The organism is Aquabacterium sp., assembly GCF_044226965.1.
In the GTDB taxonomy this organism is placed as follows: Bacteria; Pseudomonadota; Gammaproteobacteria; order Burkholderiales; family Burkholderiaceae_C; genus Pseudaquabacterium.
In genome coordinates, this window is sequence record NZ_JBGAGA010000028.1 from 52,502 (window position 1) to 70,605 (window position 18,104).

19 protein-coding genes and 1 pseudogene are annotated in these 18,104 nt (G+C 72.1%); 9 read left to right on the forward strand and 11 right to left on the reverse strand.

Going from position 1 to position 18,104, the window contains the following annotated elements:
* Position 1 precedes the first annotated feature (1 nt).
* The gene (locus tag ACILR4_RS14330) at positions 2–718 is read left to right on the forward strand and encodes a DNA alkylation repair protein (RefSeq protein WP_395701544.1); all 717 of its coding nucleotides are present in this window, start codon (positions 2–4) and stop codon (positions 716–718) included.
* A gap of 1 nt (position 719) precedes the next feature.
* Here the strand turns inward: ACILR4_RS14330 and ACILR4_RS14335 are convergent, their stop codons facing one another.
* Positions 720–1,538 carry a cytochrome P460 family protein gene (locus ACILR4_RS14335; RefSeq protein ID WP_395701561.1) on the reverse strand — a complete coding sequence of 273 codons (819 nt, stop codon included), beginning with the start codon at positions 1,536–1,538 and terminating at the stop codon, positions 720–722.
* Between the two features lie 105 nt (positions 1,539–1,643).
* Positions 1,644–2,765, reverse strand: a pseudogene (locus ACILR4_RS14340) (MFS transporter); the annotation flags it as partial.
* 52 nt (positions 2,766–2,817) lie between these two features.
* Here ACILR4_RS14340 and ACILR4_RS14345 point away from each other — a divergent pair.
* The gene (locus ACILR4_RS14345) at positions 2,818–3,432 is read left to right on the forward strand and encodes a DUF4337 domain-containing protein (protein WP_395701545.1); all 615 of its coding nucleotides are present in this window, start codon (positions 2,818–2,820) and stop codon (positions 3,430–3,432) included.
* 30 nt (positions 3,433–3,462) lie between these two features.
* Here ACILR4_RS14345 and ACILR4_RS14350 read toward each other — a convergent pair whose 3' ends face one another.
* Entirely contained in the window at positions 3,463–4,008 is a 546-nt protein-coding gene (locus ACILR4_RS14350) for a GNAT family N-acetyltransferase (RefSeq protein ID WP_395701562.1), read from the reverse strand.
* A gap of 84 nt (positions 4,009–4,092) precedes the next feature.
* Here ACILR4_RS14350 and ACILR4_RS14355 point away from each other — a divergent pair, with 84 nt between their 5' ends.
* The 3 genes from ACILR4_RS14355 to ACILR4_RS14365 all read left to right on the forward strand — a co-directional run bounded on the left by ACILR4_RS14355 (position 4,093) and on the right by ACILR4_RS14365 (position 7,146).
* A complete protein-coding gene (locus tag ACILR4_RS14355; RefSeq protein ID WP_395701546.1) occupies positions 4,093–5,004 on the forward strand; it encodes a LysR family transcriptional regulator in 912 nt (303 codons plus the stop codon).
* 88 nt (positions 5,005–5,092) lie between these two features.
* Positions 5,093–6,295: a CaiB/BaiF CoA transferase family protein gene (locus ACILR4_RS14360; protein ID WP_395701547.1), complete on the forward strand. Its 1,203-nt coding sequence runs from the start codon at positions 5,093–5,095 to the stop codon at positions 6,293–6,295.
* Positions 6,292–7,146, forward strand: coding sequence for a citryl-CoA lyase (locus ACILR4_RS14365; RefSeq protein WP_395701548.1), 855 nt, complete (start codon positions 6,292–6,294; stop codon positions 7,144–7,146). Before ACILR4_RS14360 ends, ACILR4_RS14365 begins: the two co-directional genes overlap by 4 nt.
* 81 nt (positions 7,147–7,227) lie before the next feature.
* Here the strand turns inward: ACILR4_RS14365 and ACILR4_RS14370 are convergent, their stop codons facing one another.
* Positions 7,228–8,103, reverse strand: coding sequence for a LysR family transcriptional regulator (locus ACILR4_RS14370; protein WP_395701549.1), 876 nt, complete (start codon positions 8,101–8,103; stop codon positions 7,228–7,230).
* 111 nt (positions 8,104–8,214) lie between these two features.
* Here ACILR4_RS14370 and ACILR4_RS14375 point away from each other — a divergent pair, with 111 nt between their 5' ends.
* A complete protein-coding gene (locus ACILR4_RS14375) occupies positions 8,215–11,205 on the forward strand; it encodes a protein kinase domain-containing protein (protein WP_395701550.1) in 2,991 nt (996 codons plus the stop codon).
* Here ACILR4_RS14375 and ACILR4_RS14380 read toward each other — a convergent pair.
* Both ACILR4_RS14380 and ACILR4_RS14385 read right to left on the reverse strand, forming a co-directional pair.
* Positions 11,169–11,834: a hypothetical protein gene (locus tag ACILR4_RS14380; protein WP_395701551.1), complete on the reverse strand. Its 666-nt coding sequence runs from the start codon at positions 11,832–11,834 to the stop codon at positions 11,169–11,171. The two genes, ACILR4_RS14375 and ACILR4_RS14380, sit on opposite strands and share 37 nt — an antisense overlap.
* 133 nt (positions 11,835–11,967) lie before the next feature.
* Positions 11,968–12,891 carry a class I SAM-dependent methyltransferase gene (locus ACILR4_RS14385; protein ID WP_395701552.1) on the reverse strand — a complete coding sequence of 308 codons (924 nt, stop codon included), beginning with the start codon at positions 12,889–12,891 and terminating at the stop codon, positions 11,968–11,970.
* A gap of 90 nt (positions 12,892–12,981) precedes the next feature.
* Here ACILR4_RS14385 and ACILR4_RS14390 point away from each other — a divergent pair, with 90 nt between their 5' ends.
* Both ACILR4_RS14390 and ACILR4_RS14395 read left to right on the forward strand, forming a co-directional pair.
* The gene (locus tag ACILR4_RS14390) at positions 12,982–13,959 is read left to right on the forward strand and encodes a LysR family transcriptional regulator (protein WP_395701553.1); all 978 of its coding nucleotides are present in this window, start codon (positions 12,982–12,984) and stop codon (positions 13,957–13,959) included.
* A 141-nt stretch (positions 13,960–14,100) separates the two neighbouring features.
* Positions 14,101–14,298: a hypothetical protein gene (locus tag ACILR4_RS14395; RefSeq protein WP_395701554.1), complete on the forward strand. Its 198-nt coding sequence runs from the start codon at positions 14,101–14,103 to the stop codon at positions 14,296–14,298.
* Between the two features lie 23 nt (positions 14,299–14,321).
* Here ACILR4_RS14395 and ACILR4_RS14400 read toward each other — a convergent pair whose 3' ends face one another.
* The 5 genes from ACILR4_RS14400 to ACILR4_RS14420 form a co-directional block, all read right to left on the reverse strand.
* A complete protein-coding gene (locus tag ACILR4_RS14400) occupies positions 14,322–14,789 on the reverse strand; it encodes a PaaI family thioesterase (RefSeq protein ID WP_395701555.1) in 468 nt (155 codons plus the stop codon).
* An 83-nt stretch (positions 14,790–14,872) separates the two neighbouring features.
* Positions 14,873–15,826 (reverse strand): LysR substrate-binding domain-containing protein, encoded by a 954-nt coding sequence (locus ACILR4_RS14405; protein WP_395701556.1) that lies wholly within the window; start codon positions 15,824–15,826, stop codon positions 14,873–14,875.
* A gap of 116 nt (positions 15,827–15,942) precedes the next feature.
* The gene (locus tag ACILR4_RS14410; RefSeq protein ID WP_395701557.1) at positions 15,943–16,731 is read right to left on the reverse strand and encodes a glutathione S-transferase N-terminal domain-containing protein; all 789 of its coding nucleotides are present in this window, start codon (positions 16,729–16,731) and stop codon (positions 15,943–15,945) included.
* Between the two features lie 13 nt (positions 16,732–16,744).
* Entirely contained in the window at positions 16,745–17,035 is a 291-nt protein-coding gene (locus ACILR4_RS14415; RefSeq protein WP_395701558.1) for a hypothetical protein, read from the reverse strand.
* The gene (locus ACILR4_RS14420) at positions 17,032–17,292 is read right to left on the reverse strand and encodes a hypothetical protein (protein WP_395701559.1); all 261 of its coding nucleotides are present in this window, start codon (positions 17,290–17,292) and stop codon (positions 17,032–17,034) included. Before ACILR4_RS14420 ends, ACILR4_RS14415 begins: the two co-directional genes overlap by 4 nt.
* 507 nt (positions 17,293–17,799) lie before the next feature.
* Between ACILR4_RS14420 and ACILR4_RS14425 the strand changes: the two genes are divergently transcribed.
* Positions 17,800–18,104, forward strand: a 305-nt coding sequence (locus tag ACILR4_RS14425; RefSeq protein ID WP_395701560.1) for a thiamine pyrophosphate-dependent enzyme, incomplete at its 3' end; no start/stop codon positions are given.

Genomic DNA, 18,104 nt, shown 5'->3' on the forward strand with positions numbered 1-18,104 from the left:
CATGGCGGTCAACACTGCATTGGTCCACGCGCTGCGCAGCAGCTTCGCGGCGCAAGCCGACGCGGCCAACGCCCCGGCGATGCAGGCCTACATGAAATCGGCGCTGCCGTTCTGGGGCATTCCCGCGCCGCTGCGGCGCACGCTGACCGCGGCGGCGGTGAAGGCGTACCCCTGCGCCGACGCGGCCGCGCTGCACGACACGATTGCAGCCCTGTGGCGCGAGGCCTCGCGGCGCGAGGAGCGCTACGCCGCGCAGGAGCTGGCGCGCACCGGTACCCCGCACCGCCGGCTGCGCGGCCTGCACCTGCTGCCGCTGTACGAGGAAATGATCGTCAGCGGCGCCTGGTGGGACTTCTGCGACGACATCTCCGCCGAGGCCATCGGCCCGCTGCTGGTGGCGCAGCCCGCGGCGCTGCGGCCGGTGCTGCAGCGCTGGTCCACCGGCCCGGACCTGTGGCTGCGCCGCGCGGCGATCCTTTGCCAACGCAAGCTGAAGGGTCCCGACTTCGACGCGCGGCTGCTCTACGCCTGCATCCGGCCGTCCATCGGCAGCAGCCCCTTCAACCGCGAGTTCTTCATCCGCAAGGGCATCGGCTGGGCGCTGCGCGAGCGCGCCTACGCCGCGCCGGACGAGGTGAGGGCCTTCTGCGCCGAGTACGACGAACAGCTGGCGCCGCTGACGAAGCGCGAAGCGCTGCGCGTGATCGAGCGGCGTTGACTCAGGGCTTCGATGCCGCGGCTTTCAGGTGGTCCAGCGTGAAGGTGTAGCTCGCGGCGGCCATTGGCTTGTGGCAGGCCAGGCACTCGGCCTGGTTCACGCCGGTGCGGCGCTGCTTGTCCGGTGCGAAGACGGCGTAGTTCCAGTCTTCGTTGCGCAGCATCTCGGGAATGTCCCGGCCCCAGCCGGCGCCGCGCGCCATCGCCACGTAGGCCAGCAGCTGGTCGGGCTGGTACAGGCCGTCGGCGCCGACCACCGGGTTCTTGTCGGCATCCAGCTTGGCCGCGTAGGTCTGGGCCAGCAGGTAGGCCCCGTCGGGCAGCGGCTTGCCTTCGCGCGCCGCCTGCCAGGCCACCGGGTTGGCGTAGAACACCTGCACCCGCTTCGCCGCCGGCAGGTTGATCGCGTGATAACGCCTGAAAGTGGCGGCATGGTCTTCCGGGAACGGCACCGCGGTCTTCGCCAGCTGCGGCAGGAAATCACTCTTCGTGCCCACCGCGCTGGCGCCGGGCAGCGAGCCGAAGTACGCGGCCAGGTTGGCGATCTCGTCGTTGCCCAGCTGCCCGCCGATGGCATTCATGATCGGGTTCTTGCGCGAGCCGTCCTTCCAGGCCTTCAGCTGGGTTTCCAGGTAGGCCACGCGCTGGCCCGCGAGGTTCGGGATGGCGTCGCTGACGCTCACGCCGTTGGCCCCATGGCAGGCCGCGCACACCTGGCTGGCCTTGGCCTTGCCGGCCTCGATGTCGGCGGCAGTGCCCCGCGTGGGCAGGCAGGCCGCGGCGGCCAGCAGCAGCGCGCCGGCCCGGGATGTCGTGATCATGGTCCGGTCTCCTCGGATGTCAGACCGCGCGGATTCTCGGCCACCCGGTGGGCGGTGGCCGGCACCAGCAGCAACAACCCTGCCAGCAGCCAGAAGGCCCCGGTGGGCGGTGGCCGGCACCAGCAGCAACAACCCTGCCAGCAGCCAGAAGGCCATCGGCAGCCCCAGGCCCTGCGCGACGAAGCCGATGCCCGCCGGCCCGGCCAGGATGCCGGCATAGCCGCAGGTGGTGATGGCCGCCACCGCCAGCCCGGCCGGCATGGCGCGCTGGCGGCCGGCGCGGCGGAACAGCACAGGCACCAGGTTCGAGGCACCCAGCCCGATCAGCCCGAAGCCTGCCAGCGCCAGCGCACTCACCGGCGCCAGCAGCAGCAGCACGAAGCCGGCGATGGCCAGTGCGCTGCCCCAGCGCAGCGTGCGGCGGTCGCCCAGGCGCGCGGTGACCGCGTCGCCGCCGAAGCGGCCGACCGTCATCGCCACCGAGAACAGCACGTAGCCCCAGCCGCCCTGGGCCGCGGCGACCCGCCCGCCGTCGGTCAGCAGCAGCGCGCCCCAGTCGAGGATCGCGCCTTCGACCAGGAACATCACCGCCGCGAGCCCGGCCATCAGCAGCACCACGCCGCGCGGCCGCACGAACAGCGGGCCATCGGTCACCGGTCTCGACTGCAGCAGGCGCGGCCAGGCCAGGGCCATGGCCACGGCCATCAGCGCGGCGCACCCCAGCGTGCCGGCCAGCGGGTTGACCTGCAGCGACAGCAGCGCGCTCATCAGCGCCGAGCCCAGCAGCCCGCCGACGCTGAACAGCGCATGGAAGCCCGACATCAGCGGCCGGCCCGCGGCCTGTTCCACCGCCACCGCATGCACGTTCATCGCCACGTCCAGCGAGCCCAGTGCGGCGCCCAGCGCCAGCAGCGTGAGGCCCAGCGTCAGCGGCGTGCCGGCCACGGCCAGCAGCGGCAGCACCGCCACCATGCCGAAGCCGCCGCACAGGATGATGGCGCGGCTGCCATGCCGCGCGCTGAGCACGCCGGTGAGCAGCATCGCGCCGACCGAGCCGATGCCGATGCACAGCAGCAGCAGGCCCAGCAGTCCGTCGTCGACCTGCAGCCGCTGCTTGGCGAAAGGCACCAGCGGCGCCCAGCAGGCAATGCCGAAGCCGGCGACGAGAAAGGCCAGGCGGGTGGCCAGCCGGGTGGCGGGGGTATCGGCTGAAGGGTCGGACAGCATCGTGACAGGTGGCCAGGCAAGGCCCGCATCATCGCTCGGGCACAGTGAGGCCATGGACATCGACCCTCATGACGTGATCGACCAGGCGCAGCAGGCGCGCGAAGCGGCCGCCGTCCGGGCTGAGCGCCGCAGCGCACGCCTGAACGCGATGGTGGCCGTGACGGTGGCGCTGCTGGCCACCTTCATGGGCATCTGCAAGGTGAAGGACGACAACATCGTGCAGGCCATGCAGCAGGCCCAGGCCGACAAGCTGGACCACTGGAACTTCTACCAGGCGCGCAACCTGCGGCAGGAAGTGGCCGAGGCCACCGTGGTGCAGCTGGAACTGGCGCGCGCCCAGGCGGCTGACAAGACGGCCTATGACGCGTCGATCAAGCGCTATCGCGAGCTGGCCGAGGACCAGGTCAGGAAGAAAGCCGAACTCAAGGCCCAGGCCGAGGAAGACCAGCGCCAGTACGACCGCCTGAACTACCGCGACGACCAGTTCGACCTGTCCGACGCGCTGCTGGCCATCGCCATCGCGATGCTGGCCGTCACCGCGCTGACCGGCCTGTGGGCGCTGTACTGGGCCGCGCTGGTGCCCACCTTCTTCGGCGTGCTGATGGGCGTGGCCGGCCTGGTGGCGCTGCCGATCCACCCGGATGCGCTGGTGAAGCTGTTGTCCTGAACGCGGGCCCGGGCCCGGGCCCGGGCCGCGCTACGACGGCAGCGTCGCGTCGCCGCCGTTCAGTGCGCGCTGCATCAGCACCGTGTCGACCCAGCGGCCGAACTTGAAGCCGACCGCGCCGAGCGTGCCGACGGTGTGGAAGCCCTGCGCGCGGGGCAGCGCCAGCGAGCCGGCGTTGGCGCTGTTGCCCACCACCGCCACCATCTGGCGCCAGGGGCCCTGCTCGCAGCGTGCGATCAGCGCGCGCAGCAGCGCACTGCCGACGCCGCGGCCGGCCATGCCGTGCTGGAGGTACACCGAATCCTCGACCGTGTGGCGGTAGGCCGGGCGCGGGCGGTAGGCGGTGGCATAGCAGTAGCCCACGACACGGCCGCTCACTTCGGCCACCAGCCAGGGCAGGCCGGCCTTCAGCACCGCTTCCCGGCGCGCGGCCATCTCGTCCAGCGAGGGCGGCGTTTCCTCGAAGGTGGCGATGCCGTGCAGCACGTGGTGGGCATAGATGGCACGGATGTCGGCGATATCGGCGGGGCCGGCATCCCGGACGCGGACCTGCGTGGGCGATGGAGGGGTGGACAACGGATTCATCGCGCCGATCTTGCGCCGCACCATCACATAAAGGAAGATTTGAGGCCTTATGCAAGCCATCAGCGATTCTTTGGCATGAAGCAGCTCAACCTGGACTACCTGCGCAGCTTCGTCACGGTGGCCGAGCGCGGCAGCTTCTCGGCCGCGGCGGAGCGCCTGGGGCTGACGCAACCGGCGGTGAGCCTGCAGATCCGCGCGCTCGAGCGGCATCTGGGCACCACGCTGGTCGAGCGCGTCGGCCGCGTCGCGCGGCCCAGCGCCGCGGGTGCCGAGCTGCTGGCGCATGCCGCGCAGATCGAGGCCGCGGTGGCCGCCGCCAGCGCGGCGGTGGGCCGGCGCGCGCTGGGCGGGGCCGGGCGTGTGCGCATCGGCACCGGTGCCACCGCCTGCATCTTCCTGCTGCCACCGCTGCTGAAGAAGCTGCGCCAGGCCTTCCCGCAGCTGGAGATCACGGTGACCACCGGCAACACCGCCGACATCGTCAAGGCCATCGACGAGAACCGGCTCGACGTCGGCCTGGTGACGCTGCCGGTGGCTGGCCGCAGCTTCGAGATCACGCCGGTGATGGACGACGAGTTCCTGCTGATCGCGCCGCAGGGCATGAAGCTGCCGGGCCGCATCACCGCCGCGTCGCTGGTCGGCAAGCCGCTGCTGCTGTTCGAGCCCGGTGGCAACACGCGCCGGATTGCCGATGCCTGGTTCGCCCGCAGCCGGGTGCAGGTCGAGCCGATCATGTCGCTGGGCAGCGTGGAGGCCATCAAGGAGCTGGTCAGCGTGGGCCTGGGCTGCGCCATCCTGCCGGGCATGGCGGTGCGCCACCTGCGCGCCGGCAGCGGGCTCACGGTGCACCCGCTGGTGCCGCGGCTGCACCGGCAGCTGGCCACGGTGATCCGGCGTGACAAGCGGCTGGAGCCCGGGCTGGCGCACATCCTGAACGCGTTCAAGGGCCTGAAGCAGCCACAGCCTGCGGCCCGATCGACACGATAGCCTCACTATCATCTGATCGCAGACAGCGGTGCTGGGTTTTGCATTCGCTTCTGACCATACTGGCGCCATGCCAGAACGCGGGACAACCATGGCGATCCAACCCCTGCGCGGCATCCGCGTGCTGGACCTGACCAATGTGCTGGCCGGTCCTTTTGCGTGTCATCAACTCGCGCACATGGGTGCCGAGGTCATCAAGGTGGAGGCGCGCCACGGCGGCGACCTGGCGCGCCAGCTGGGGGCCGACCCGGCGCTGAACCGGGCGCAGATGGGCGTTTCGTTCCTGGCGCAGAACCCGGGCAAGCGCTCGATCACGCTGGACCTGAAGCACCCGCGCGGCCAGGAAGTGTTCCTGCGCCTGGTGCGCAGTGCCGAGGTGCTGGTGGAGAACTTCCGCCCCGGCGTGATGGACCGGCTGGGCCTGGGCCATGCCGAGCTGTTCAAGCACCAGCCGCGGCTGGTGTACTGCGCGATCTCCGGCTTCGGCCAGGACGGGCCGCTGCGCGACCTGCCGGCCTACGACCAGATCATCCAGGGCATGTCCGGCATCATGAGCATCACCGGCGCGCCGGAGAACGCGCCGTACCGCGTCGGCTATCCGGTGGCCGACACCATCGGCGGCATGACCGCCGCTTTCGCGGTGGCCGCCGCGCTGGCCGACCACCGCCGCAGCGATGGCGTTTTCATCGATGTCTCGATGCTCGAGGCGGCGATGGCGACGATGGGCTGGGCGGTGTCGAACCACCTGATCGCCGACTGCGCGCCGCAGCCGCTGGGCAACGACAACGTCACGGCCAGCCCCTCGGGCACCTTCCGCACCGCCGACGGGCTGCTGAACATCGCGGCCAACAAGCAGGAGCAGTTCGAGGCGCTGTGCGCGGTGCTGGGCCACCCGGAATGGCGGCAGGACCCGCGCTTTGCCGAGCGCCAGGGGCGGCTGCAGCACCGCGCCGAACTGAAGGTGCTGATCGAGGCCGCGATGGCCGGACGCGGCACCGACCACTGGTGGCAGGCGCTGAATGCCGCCGGCGTGCCGGCCGGCCCGGTGCTCACCGTGCCGCAGGCGCTGGCGCATCCGCAGATCGCCGGCCGCGGCATGGTGGCCACTTTCGAGAACGCGCCCGGCGTCGGCCGCGACATCCGCATCGTGCGCACCGGCTTCAAGCTCAACGGCGAGGCGCCTTCGGTCGATGCGCCGCCGCCGCGCCTGGGCGAGCACAGCGCGGCGATCCTGGCCGAACTGGGCTATGGCGCCGACGAGATCGACCGCCTGATGCAGGAGCAAGCGGTATGACGACCCCCGACACCCCCCCGGCCGCGAACCCGGCCGCGAACCCGGCCGCCAGCGACTGGTGGCGCAGCGCCATCATCGAGATGCGGCCCGGCATGATCCGTTTCCGCGGCTATGCGATCGAGGAGCTGATCGGCCGTGTCAGCTTCGCGCAGATGGTCTGGCTGATGACGCGCGGCGAATTGCCGAGCGAAGCGCAGGCCCGGCTGCTGGAGGCGGCGCTGGTGGCAGCGGTGGACCATGGCCCGCAGGCGCCCAGCATTGCCATCGCCCGCATGGCGGCCACCTGCGGCGTGGGGCTGAACAACGCGATGGCCTCGGCGCTGAACGTGCTGGGCGACGTGCATGGCGGCGCCGGCGAGCAGGCGGTGGCGATGTACGGGGCGATCGCCGCGCGCATCGATGGCGGCATGCCGCAGGCGGCTGCCGTGGCCGGTGGCCTGGACGAGGCGATTGAACGTTATGGCAAGTTCGTCCCCGGCTTCGGTCATCGCTTCCACCCGGTCGACCCGCGTGCGCCGCGGCTGCTGGCGCTGGTGGACGAGGCCGCGCGCGACGGCGTCGTCAGCGGCCGCTTCGCGGCGATGGTCCGCGCGCTGGAAGACGAACTGGCCGCGCGCAAGAAGGGCCGGCGCATCCCGCTGAACATCGACGGCGCGACTGCGGTGATCCATGCCGAGCTGGGTTTTCCGGCGCCGCTGGCGCGCGGGCTGTTCTGCCTGTCGCGCTCGGTCGGCATCCTGGCCCATGCCTGGGAGCAGACGCAGCAGGGCGGCCGCAACAAGGGCCCGCTGCCGCGCGATCTGCTGTGGACCTACGACGGGCCGGCGGCGCGGCCGGTGCCCGGGGCCTGAGAGTCGGCCCCTACGGCCCTGCGGGCCGGTCCCTCGAGGGGATCAGCCCGCCCGGGAGACCCGGATCGGGCTGAGCCCCCTTCAGCGCCGCGCCACCGCCTGGCGCGCCTGCTCGACCAGCACCTGGATCAGCCGCGCGCGCACCGACGCCCGCGGCCAGATGATGCCGAAGCGGCGGCGGTAGGGCTGGTCGGCCAGTGGCAGGCGCGCCACGCGCAGGCCGCGCCACCAGGGCACCGAGGCATCGGGCGCCAGCGAGACGCCGAGCCCGCGGTCCACCAGCATCGCGATGGCCGGCAGCGAGCTGAGTTCGAATCGCTCGTGCGGCACGATGCCTTTCTTGCGCAGCCAGGCATCGGCCTGCTTGCCGCCGCCGAGCTGGCGGTTGTAGCGGATGAAGGGTTCGTCGCGCAGCAACGCCTGCGCGTCCCGCGTGGCCAGGCGTTGCGGCGCCATCACCACCAGCGGCTCTTCGCACAGCTGCTCCCAGCACATCGTCTTGGGCAGCGCGAAGGGCGGATGCAGGCACACCGCCACGTCCAGCTCGTTGCGCAGCACCGCGTCGTAGAGCTCGGGCGACAGCGCGGTGCGGATCTCCACCCGCGCTTCCGGGTAGGCCTTGACGAAGCCGGCCAGCATCTCGGGCATCACGCTGTGCAGCGCGGTGTTGATCGCGCCCAGGCGCAGCTCGCCCGCGGCCGCTTCTTCGTTGATCGCGGCCTTCAGGTTGCCCAGGTCGCGCAGGATCGCGCCGGCACGCTCGACCATGCGGTGGCCGGCCTCGGTGGGCGTCACGGTGCGGCCGGCGCGCGCCAGCAAGCGGGTGCCGAGCTCGCGTTCCAGCAGCCGCAGCTGGTGCGCCACCGCCGCCGGCGTGATCTCGAGCCGGCGCGCGGCCTCCGACATCGAGCCCGACTCGACGACGAGCACGAAGGTCTTCAGGTAGCTGGTCTCCACGCGGGCGATTGTCTACATTGGCGCTGCTGGTCGTGGGCTGCTATGCCGGCCATGTCCGCTTCGGCCTGCGGTTTCCGTCTTTCCAGGGTGAACCCACCACCCGAGCTGCGCATGCCCCTGAGTACGCCCGACATCACCGCCCTGAGCCGGCTGCTGGACGAAGCCGAGGCGATTGCGCCCGGCGACCGCGACACCTGGCTGGCAGGCCTGCCCGCGGACCAGGCGCACCTGGCCGGCTTGCTGCGCGAGATGCTGGCCGAGCGCGACCACAGCGCAGGGCTGCTGGGCACCCTGCCCAAGCTCGGCGGCAGCGAGCCCGCGGTGGCCAGCGCGGGCGAACGCGTAGGCCCGTACCGGCTGCTGCACGAGATCGGCCGCGGCGGCATGGGCAGCGTGTGGCTGGCCGAGCGCGCCGACGGCAGCTTCGAGCGCCAGGTGGCGCTGAAGTTGCCGCGCTTGGCCTGGAGCGAAGGCCTGGCCGAGCGCATGGCGCGCGAGCGGCGCATCGGCGCGCTGCTGGAACACCCGGCGATCGCGCGGCTGTACGACGCGGGGTTGGACGAACGCGGCCGGCCGTACATCGCGATGGAATACATCGCCGGTCAGCCGATCGATGCGTGGTGCCGCGAGCAGGCGCTGGATGCCAAGGCGAAGCTCAAGCTCTTCGTGCAGGTGATCCGCGCAGTGGCCTATGCGCACGGCCGGCTGGTGATCCACCGCGACCTGAAGCCGGCGAACATCCTGGTCGACGCACAAGGCCAGGCGCACCTGCTGGACTTCGGCATTGCCAAGCTGATGAGCGACCAACCCGCGGACGGCGCGCTGACACAGGAAACCGGCCGCGTGATGACGCCGCACTACGCGGCCCCGGAGCAGATCGAAGGCCGGCCGGTGGGCGTGGCCGCGGACGTGTACGCGCTGGGCGTCACGCTGTACGAGCTGCTCACCGGCCAGCGGCCCTTCGCGGCGCGGCGCCACACGCTGGGCGCGATCGAGGACGCGGTGCTGCAGGGCGATGCGCCGCTGGCCAGCCGCGTCGCGCCCGATGCGGCCACGCGCCGGGCGCTGGCCGGCGAAGTCGACGCCATCCTGCACCAGGCCATGCAGCGGGCGCCCGAGCGGCGCTACGGCACCGCCGAAGCGCTGGCGCAGGACATCGAACGGCACCTGCAGGGCGAGACCGTGAGCGCGCGACCGGACAGCTGGGCCTACCGCACGCGCAAGGCGCTGCGGCGGCACTGGGTGGGCGTCTCGGCGGTGAGTGCGGTGCTGGTGGCAGTGCTGGCGGGCAGCAGCGTGGCGGTGGTGCAGGCGCGGCGCGCGGCCGAGGAAGCGGAGCGCGCGCGGGTGGTGAAGGACTTCGTCACCGAGGTGTTCCGCGTCAACACCGGCACCGACGCGCAGAGCGCGCAGGCGCGGCAGCTGCCGGCCGAGCAATTGCTGGCGCGCGGCGCGAAGCTCATCGACAGCCGCTTCCCGCAGCAGCCGGCCATGCGCGCGGAGATGCTGGGCGTGGTGGGCGGCATCTATGCGCAGATGGGCGCCTTCCGGCTGGCGGCCGATTTCACGAAGCGGCAGCTCGACGTGCTGGAGCGGCTGAACGCCGAACGCGGCGAACGTGTCGGCGTGATCCTGCGCCTGGCCGAGGCGATGCTGAACGACCGGGCCACCGTCGCCGCGCAGAAGTACGTCGAAGACGCCCTGCGCCTGGCCGACGGCGACGGGCCGCTGAGCTACGACGCGCTGGTGATGCTGCTGCGCTGCCAGGCCCAGGCCGGGCAGCTGGAGGCGGCGCGCATGACGCTGCGGCGGGCGCAGCAGCTGGAGCAGCAGGTGGATGTGTCGGGCCATGTGTCGCGGGCTTGGGCGCAGGCCGCGCAGGCCGAACTGCTGGCCAACCAGAATCACGCCGAAGAGGCCATTGCCGCCTACGATCAGGCGATTGGCTACGCTGGCCGCACGCAAGGGACGGGCGGACTCGCCGCGACGGAAATTCGTCTGCGCGCGGCCTACCACCTGATGAGTCTGAACCGCTGGGGCGAAGCGCGAGCGCGCTATGAGCCGGCCCTGTCGGCGCTGAGGGCCCTGGGCCAGGCCGGCGAAACGCGCGCGCTGGTGCAGGAAGTCCTGAACGAGACGATGCTAGCGATGTACGGCCGCCAGCCTGCGGTGAGCACGGCGGATCGGATTGGCCGCTTGCTTGCGACCCTGCAGCAGCCCGACCGGCTGGTCCCGGCCGAGATACTGGCCGATGTCGAATGGAACCTTACGCGCGTGGAGTTGATGGGCGGCAGCGTCGAGAACGCGCAGGCCCGCGTCGATCGAGGTGCCGCCACGGCCCAGGAGCCTGGCAACGAGCCCGCTCTGCTGAGCTGGCTTGGCATTGCCGGCCGCACGGCAGTGTTGACAGGGCACTATGCGGACGCCGAGACCTATGCGCGCAGGGCGGTGGCCTTGCGCGTCCGGACCGGGGCAGGCGGTGCGCAGTTCTCCATCGTCGATCATGTCGGCGTCGTGTACCTGCTGCTGGCGCAGCAGCGCTTCGACGAGGCGGAGGCCTACATCGACACGGTGCCGCACATCGAGCCCGTGGCCGGCGACCCCCTGGCCGGCGACTATTACGCCGATGCGCTGATGGAGGCGCGCGCCCGCGTGCGGGTGTCGCGGGGAGATGTGGTGGGGGCCTTGCAGGTGATGGGCGCCAAGGCCGACCGTTTGATCGAAGCCGACGACGGCTCATGGTCGCCCGCGCAGAACTGGAACGTCACCTGTGGCCTGTTGTGGTGCCAGATGGGCCAGTTCGATCGCGGCCTGGCGACGCTGGACAAGGCGGCCGCGCTGCGCATGGCCTACGCCTTCGCGCATGACCCGGGCCTGGCCCAGCTGCGCGCGCAGACCGGTCTGTGCGCGCTGCAGGCCGGCCACCGGGCCGAGGCCCAGCGCCTGGCCGCGCTGGCGCGCGAGGCCTTCGTGCGCCAGCCCGGGGTGAGCGACTTCTACAAGGCGCCGCTGGCCGAACTGGAGCGGCAACTGGCGGCGGCCCGTGCCGCTGTGCCGCCGGCGCCTCAGCGGCGCGGGCGCGTCGTGATCAGCTCGTTGTAGAGCCCGTCGTAGCCCACCGCGTCCATGCGCTTCTTGCCGGCGCAGATCCAGATGCCGCGCTCGGTCATGCGCTGCAGCAGCAGGATGGCGTAGAACTCATTGGAGGCGGTCACCAGGCTCAGCACCTGGGCGCTGGGCGTGCCGCGCATGCGGGTGAGCAGCGGCATGATGTCGCCGGCATCGAAGGCGCGCGCCGGGTTGTAGCCCTGCACGTTCTGCGGCATGGCCTGCGCGAAGGTGTTCTTCACGGTGGAGTTGGGCGGCTCGGTCTTGGCGGCCGATTCGATGGTGCCGACATGGCCGACCTTGCGCCCGCCACCGTCGTTCCACATCGTGATCCAGCAGCCGCTCATGAAGCCCGTCAGCACGTCGCCGGCCGCCTGCACCGTGGCCGTGCGGCCGTGGATGTAGTTCAGCCAGGTGTGGGCAATGCCCATGTCCTTGCGCAGGCCCAGCGTGGAGACGTTCGGCAGCGCGTGGTCGACGACCTGGTCATCGAGGCCGACGTAGAACATCGGCGCCACCACCCGCGGGCTGTCGACGATGGCGCCGTCCTTCGGCTGGCTGGTGATGGGGCTGGGGGCGGCCCAGTTGAAAAGGGCGCCCTTGACGAAGTAGCGTTCGATCATCGGATGTCTCCGGAAGCGGGCCGCGGGGCTGCGGCGGGTGGCGGCATTAGAAGCTGGCGCGCCAGGCCGGCACAAGGGCGCGCCGCGGTTCCATGACCTATGGCCTTTCCGTGAAGGATGCCCGCCACAACGCTCAGGCGCGGGGAATGCGCGCGTGCACCAGGCGCGCGGCGCCGGCCGCGGCCAGGCCGCTGCGGCCCTGCGGGTCGTAGCGCGCGAGCAGCTGCGTGCCGCTCAGGTCTTCCAGCAGTTGCAACCCGGCTTCCTGCAGCAGCGCCGGCATCTCCTGCGGGTCGAAGCCGCACTGGAAGGCTTCGCCCATCGAGGCCACCGTGCGCTGCATCTGCCGGAAGTCCTCGGCCGCCGGATGGTCGGCGCGCAGCAGCGCTTCGTCGACGTAGCTGAACACCAGGTCGCCGCCGGCCGGGGCGCAGGCAGCCATCGCGCGCAGCGCGGCCAGGTTGGCGGCGCGGCTCAGGTACATCGTCACGCCCAGCCACGAGAAGAACGTGGCCTGCGCGGGCTGGAACGCCGAGCGCTGCAGCGCCGCGCCCAGCGACTCCTGCGCCAGGTCGGCCGCGACGAAGTGCACCGCCGCCGGCAGCGGCACCTGGCAGGCGCGCAGGCGCTCGCGCTTGAGGCCTTGCGTGGCCGGGTGATCGACCTCGTAGACAGCCAGGTCGGCGGCCCAGTCCGGCTGGCGGCAGATGAAGCTGTCGAAGCCGGCACCGACCAGCACGTACTGGCGGGTGCCGCGTGCGACAGCGGCCTGCAGCTGGTCTTCGGCATAGCGGCTGCGCAGCACCACGTCGGCAAAGGCGGCGCTGCCGCGCAGCGCGGCATCGACCACCCGGTCCGCGGGCTGCGCCCGGGCCGCGTCCAGCGCCGGGCCCGCCAGGCGGGCCAGCGTGCGTTCGTGCAGCACGGCGCGCACGGCGGCAGGCACCAGCACATCGCCCCAGGGGTCGTGCAGCAGCGGGGCGGCGGCGCTGCGCGTGTGCAGCGAACGCATCAGCGCGGTGACGAGGGCGGTGCGGCTGGCCTGCTGGGCATTCATCGAAGGGGCTCCAAGGGTGAACGGCGGCGCAGTGTCGAAGGCCGGCATCGTTTTGTACAGTGCATTGTTTCGACTCCATACCTGCATGAAATGAATGCCATTGACCTGAACCTGCTGGTGGCGCTGGACGTCCTGCTCAGCGCCGGCAGCGTCAGCGGTGCGGCGCAGCGCATGCACTTGAGCGCGCCGGCGATGAGCCACACGCTGGCGCGCATCCGCCATGCGCTGGGCGACCCCATCCTCGTGCGGTCCGGCCGCCGCCTGGTGCCCACCGCGCGGGCGGAGGCGCTGCGCGAGCCGGTGCGCCGCCTGGTGGCCGACGCGCAGGCGCTGATGCAGGTGCATGCCAGCGTCGCGCTGCAGCGCGTGCGGCGCGAGTTCCGCGTGCGTGCGCCCGAAGGCATGGGCGTGGTCTACGGGGCCGGCCTGCTGGCCGCGCTGCGCGAGCACATGCCGCAGGCCAGCCTGCGCTTCATTCCCGAGAGTGACAGCGACGCGCTGGCGCTGCGCGAAGGCCGCATCGACCTGGACGTGGGCACCCTGGCCGACCGCGGGCCCGAGACGCGTACCGCGCTGCTGTACGAGCAGGCGCTGGTGGGTGTGGTCCGTGCGGGGCACGCGCTGCTGCAGGCGCGTGTCACGGCCCGGCGCTTCGCGGCGCACGAGCATGTGGCCATCGCGCAGCGGGGCGGCGCGCCGACGCCGCTCGATGGCCAGCTGGCCGCGGCCGGCTGCCAGCGGCGCATCGCGCTCACGGTGCCCAGTGCCTACGGCGCGTTGATGGCCGCGGCCCGCTCGGCGCTGGTGGCCTGCGTGCCGGAGCCGCTGGCCCGCACGGTGGGCGAAACGCTGGGCCTGGTCAGCTTCAAGCTGCCGTTCGCACTGCCGGCCGAGCAGGTGTTCCAGGCCTGGCATCCGCGCGACGAGACCGACCCGGCGCACCAGTGCCTGCGCCAGTGCGTGGCGACCGTGCCGCGCGACACGAAGCTCGGCCCGCTGGCCGGTGCCCGGGTGCTGAGTGCGGTGAGGCAGCGTGAGCTGGCCGCGCACCGCGCACTGCTGACCTGAGCGCGTCAGCGCCCAGGCTGAATCAGCGCGCCGGGCCTGGCGCGGACGTGTCCGGTTCCGGCGCGGGTCGCCGTCCTTACTTGCAGGAGCGCAACGCACACATCCCTTCCGCGCTGCCCCCACTTGCAGGAGATTGCCACCATGAACGCTCGCCACACCGCCCGTTGCATCGCCAGCTTCAGCGCAGCCGCCGCGATGACCGCCACGCTGCTGGGCAGCCAGCTCGGCCTGGCCGCGCACTACACCGCCCAGGCCGACGCGCTGATGGCCGCCCGCGCCGCCAGCGCGCCGCTGGCCGCGGCGAACAAGCCGGCGCAGGCCCCGCAGCGCCGCGGTTGAGGGGGGCGGACGAGGCCATGCGGCTACTTGTCCAGCACCGCAAAGCTCGCCATCCCGCTGGCCACCAGCTTGGGCGCCTGGCCCTGGGCCTCCGCGAACACATCGGCCGCGGCCACCGCGCTGCGCTGCCCGGCGCGGATCAGCCGGCCGACGGCGCGCAGGCGCTCGCCACGCGCGGGGGCCAGCAGGTGCACCGCGTAGTGCGCGGTGACCAGCGGGCCGGCCACCGACGCGGCGGCCCAGCCGCAGGCGTTGTCGACCACCACGCCGAGCACGCCGCCGTGCACGGTGCCGTGGTGCTGCTGCAGCTCGGCGCGGACGGGCAGCAGCAGCTCCGATTCGCCGCCCCAGCAGCGCAGCAGCTCGATGCCGAGCATTGCCGTGAAGGGCGATGCGCGCACCGAGCGCTCGCGGAACATCGCCAGCATCGATTCGGGCGTGAAGCCGCTGGCATAGCCGGCCGGCGGGTTGTGGGTCTCGGAAGGGTTCATGGGGGCCTTGGGGGTGCGAAGGATGTCGGGCGGCAGCAGGGCCGTTGAAATCTCGCATGGCGCCGGCTTTGCGGCGAGCGCAATCACTGCAAGGGCCATTGCAGAGCTTGCATGCCCACGGGCGCGGCGCCCGGCCTGCCGCCGACGGTGGACTCGGCCTCGCGCACGATCCATCGCCAGAAGCGTTGCACCGCCGGCGTCCGGTGCATGGCCGGCAAGGCGGCCACGTAGCAGGCGCCGGGCAACGGCGCCACGGTCTCGGGCCAGACCGGCACCAGCCGGCCGTCGGCCAGGAACGGGTCGACCAGCGGCCGCACCCCGATGGCCAGGCCCAGGCCGCGCGCCGTGGCCTCGTACATCACCTGCATGCTGTCGAACTGCTCGCGCGGCTGCGCCGGGTCCACCGGCACGCCGGCCAGCGCCGACCAGGTCTTCCACAGCTGGCGCGGCCGCTGCGGCTCCAGCAGGCGGTGCTGCGGCAACGCGCGTGGCGACGTCGGTGGGGGCTGGCCCGTGGCCAGCCGGGGCGCGGCGACGACGAAGGCCTGCAAGGCGAACAAGGGCTGCACGCGCAGGTCCGGCCACTGGCCGTCGCCGTACAGCAGCGCGACATCGACCGCGCCGCCGCCCAGGTCGGCCGACTCATGCCGCGTGCGCAACTCGACGCTGAGGCCGCCGCTCTGCGCCTGGAACTGCGGCAGGCGCGGCAGCAGCCAGCCAATCGCCATCGACTGCGTCACCGCCACGCGCAGCGGCCGGCCACCGGCCGAGGGCAGCAGGCCGTCGGTGGCGGCGCGCATCGCCTCGTAGGCAGGCGCCAGCCGCGCCAGGTAGCGGCGGCCGGCCTGCGTCAGCGCGGGCACCGGCTGCGCGCGGTCGAACAGGCGCGTGCCGACATGCGCTTCCAGGGCCTGGATGCGGCGCGAGAAGGCCGGTGCGCTGAGGCCCAGTGCACCCGCCGCGTCCTTGAAACTGGCAAAGCGCGAAGCGGTGACGAAGGCTTCGATGGCGCCCCATGGGGGCGAGCGGCGGTTCATGCGGCAGACCCTCCGGCAAGGTTCAGGCAGGCGCTGTGCGCAGTGTGCGCGCAGCGTGCTTGCAGCGCGTGTCGCGCAGTTGTCACCGGCACTCGGCTGGACGAGCCGGCGCCGTGCTAGACCGGGCGCCGCGCAGTCGGCTGCGCGTAGTGCAGTTCCACGTAATCGACAATCGCCTGCGACTCGAACATCTGCACCTGGTGGTTCGGGTCGATCAGGAACGGCACCTGCACCTGACCGTGCTGCTTGAAGAAGGCCTCGCGCTTGCTGCCCGGCACCGGCTTGTACCGGCCCGGCACCAGCCGGCGTGGCCATGCCGGTCCCATGTCCGCCCACTGCCCCTTGCCGAGGTTGATCAGCCGGTACGGGAGTTCCAGTTCGCACAGGCGCTCGCGCACCGGGCGAGAGAACGGGCTCGATTCGAAGCTGTACAGCACCAGCGGCTGCTTCGGTTCGATCGAGGGCCGCGCCCGCAGCCTCAGCGGGCTGCGCACGAGGCCGGCCAGGCGCGAGCTCAGCAGGTTGAGTGCGGAAGCCTTCAGCGGCGCGGGCGCCTCCGCATCGAGATAACGCTTGAAGAGGTGGGGCACGATGGCAGCGGCGCCCACCAGCGTGCGCCGGCTGTTCGGGTCCACCAGCACCGGTGTGTCGCTGCCCGGCTCGATGCCGGGTGCCGGCCGCTGGGCCGCGAAGCGTTGCCCGTCCAGCGGGCAGGGGTAGACCATCGCGTCCAGGTCCAGCGCCGTCAGCGCCTCGCGCACCAGCCGGCACTCGGCGCCGTCCTCGCGGTCGTACAGCACCAGCAGCTTCTTCGGCGTCCTGGCAGGCAGGTCGCCCCAGGTGCCGCGCCACAGGCGCAGCGTCGAGGCGATGCCCGAGCGCAGCAGGTCCAGGCGGCCGGGCATCGTGACTCAGTGGCTAGGAACGGATCGCCGCGAGGAGCAGCGCGGTGGCAGCCGCGGCGGCCAGCCACGCACCGATGCGCTTGAGCAGCGCACGGTCGAGGCCGCGTTCACTGCCCCGCTGCGCCGGCCCGAAGCCGATGACGAAGGCATGTGCCGGCAGCGCGAATACCAGCAGCGCGGCCACGATCAGCGCCACGCCGCCATCGGTGCCGGCACCACCGAATCTCGACCACACGAAGGGCCAGGCCAGCGCGGTGCCGATGCCGGCCAGCGCAGCGGTCAGGGGGGTGGGGGTGATGTTCATGAAGGCTCCGCGCCGGCATTCGGCCCCGGCCCGCCCGGCTCGCCGTCCCAGTAGGCGAGGGCGGCCGTGCGCCGCGTGATGTGGTCGACCCCTTCGGCGAACGCGGCCACCTTGTCCGAGTCCGGGTACTCGCAGACCTCGACCTTGCTCTGCGTGCTGATCGACAGGTAGGCCAGGTCGGCGTCGGAGTCGTTGATCAGCTGGTGCGCCGTCTCGGGCCCGCCGGTGGGGCAGCAGATCACGTCGCCGGCCTTCACCGCGCGTCTCGCTGCCGTAGCGCAGCAGGCCGCGGCCGCTGACGATGAAGAACATCTCCTCCTCGGCGCGGTGGCTGTGGAACGGGCACGACCGCTTGCCCGGCGGCACCACGTCGTAGGGGTAGCCAGATCCCTCGCGCCCAGCAGCGGGCCGATGCGCGCGCGTTGCGGTACTCCGTACCGCTCGCCGCGCACCGCATGCTCGAGCGTCAAGTCGGCGGGTTAACCCGCGAGTCGTCCGCCCATGCAGATCCTTTCGTTACCGCGTGAGGGGTGACCCGCTACCTCTCCTCGCCACCGATATCCGCTACCCTAGCCCCGTCAGCGCCTACCCCTGTGCGGCCGATGGATCCAGCGCCGCGCAGCTTATCCGGCCAGGCGCTGCCGGCGACCCTGCGACAAGGCCCAGGTACTGCAGGCGGGCGATCATGGAGACCTGCGGCGCTGCCCCTGCAGCATGGTGCCGGAGCCCACCGGGCGTCCTGGCCATGCCGCCGACTCGCCTGCATGCTCTGCCGGCGCAGGCGCGCCGCCCGCCGTGGACTACCACGCCCGCACTTCGATACGCAAGGCCTGGCCCCGGCGCTGATCCGCGTGCTGGACGAGGACGGCCGCGCCGTCGGCCCCTGGGCGCCGGAGCTGGACGCGGTGCAATTGCGCAAGGGCCTGCGCGCGATGATGAAGACGCGCATCTTCGACGCCCGCATGCTGATCGCGCAGCGCCAGAAGAAGCTCTCGTTCTACATGCAGTGCCTGGGCGAGGAGGCCATCGCGGTGGCGCATTCGCTGGCCTTGCGCCAGGGCGACATGTG

Coding starts and splice junctions, on each gene's coding strand:
- ACILR4_RS14335 (WP_395701561.1), bottom strand. CDS start 1,538: ATGATCACGACATCCCGGGCCGGCGCGCTGCTGCTGGCCGCCGCGGCC.
- ACILR4_RS14345 (WP_395701545.1), top strand. CDS start 2,818: ATGGACATCGACCCTCATGACGTGATCGACCAGGCGCAGCAGGCGCGC.
- ACILR4_RS14415 (WP_395701558.1), bottom strand. CDS start 17,035: ATGAACATCACCCCCACCCCCCTGACCGCTGCGCTGGCCGGCATCGGC.
- ACILR4_RS14375 (WP_395701550.1), top strand. CDS start 8,215: ATGCCCCTGAGTACGCCCGACATCACCGCCCTGAGCCGGCTGCTGGAC.
- ACILR4_RS14395 (WP_395701554.1), top strand. CDS start 14,101: ATGAACGCTCGCCACACCGCCCGTTGCATCGCCAGCTTCAGCGCAGCC.
- ACILR4_RS14365 (WP_395701548.1), top strand. CDS start 6,292: ATGACGACCCCCGACACCCCCCCGGCCGCGAACCCGGCCGCGAACCCG.
- ACILR4_RS14410 (WP_395701557.1), bottom strand. CDS start 16,731: ATGCCCGGCCGCCTGGACCTGCTGCGCTCGGGCATCGCCTCGACGCTG.
- ACILR4_RS14405 (WP_395701556.1), bottom strand. CDS start 15,826: ATGAACCGCCGCTCGCCCCCATGGGGCGCCATCGAAGCCTTCGTCACC.
- ACILR4_RS14330 (WP_395701544.1), top strand. CDS start 2: ATGGCGGTCAACACTGCATTGGTCCACGCGCTGCGCAGCAGCTTCGCG.
- ACILR4_RS14400 (WP_395701555.1), bottom strand. CDS start 14,789: ATGAACCCTTCCGAGACCCACAACCCGCCGGCCGGCTATGCCAGCGGC.
- ACILR4_RS14385 (WP_395701552.1), bottom strand. CDS start 12,891: ATGAATGCCCAGCAGGCCAGCCGCACCGCCCTCGTCACCGCGCTGATG.
- ACILR4_RS14380 (WP_395701551.1), bottom strand. CDS start 11,834: ATGATCGAACGCTACTTCGTCAAGGGCGCCCTTTTCAACTGGGCCGCC.
- ACILR4_RS14355 (WP_395701546.1), top strand. CDS start 4,093: ATGAAGCAGCTCAACCTGGACTACCTGCGCAGCTTCGTCACGGTGGCC.
- ACILR4_RS14390 (WP_395701553.1), top strand. CDS start 12,982: ATGAATGCCATTGACCTGAACCTGCTGGTGGCGCTGGACGTCCTGCTC.
- ACILR4_RS14360 (WP_395701547.1), top strand. CDS start 5,093: ATGGCGATCCAACCCCTGCGCGGCATCCGCGTGCTGGACCTGACCAAT.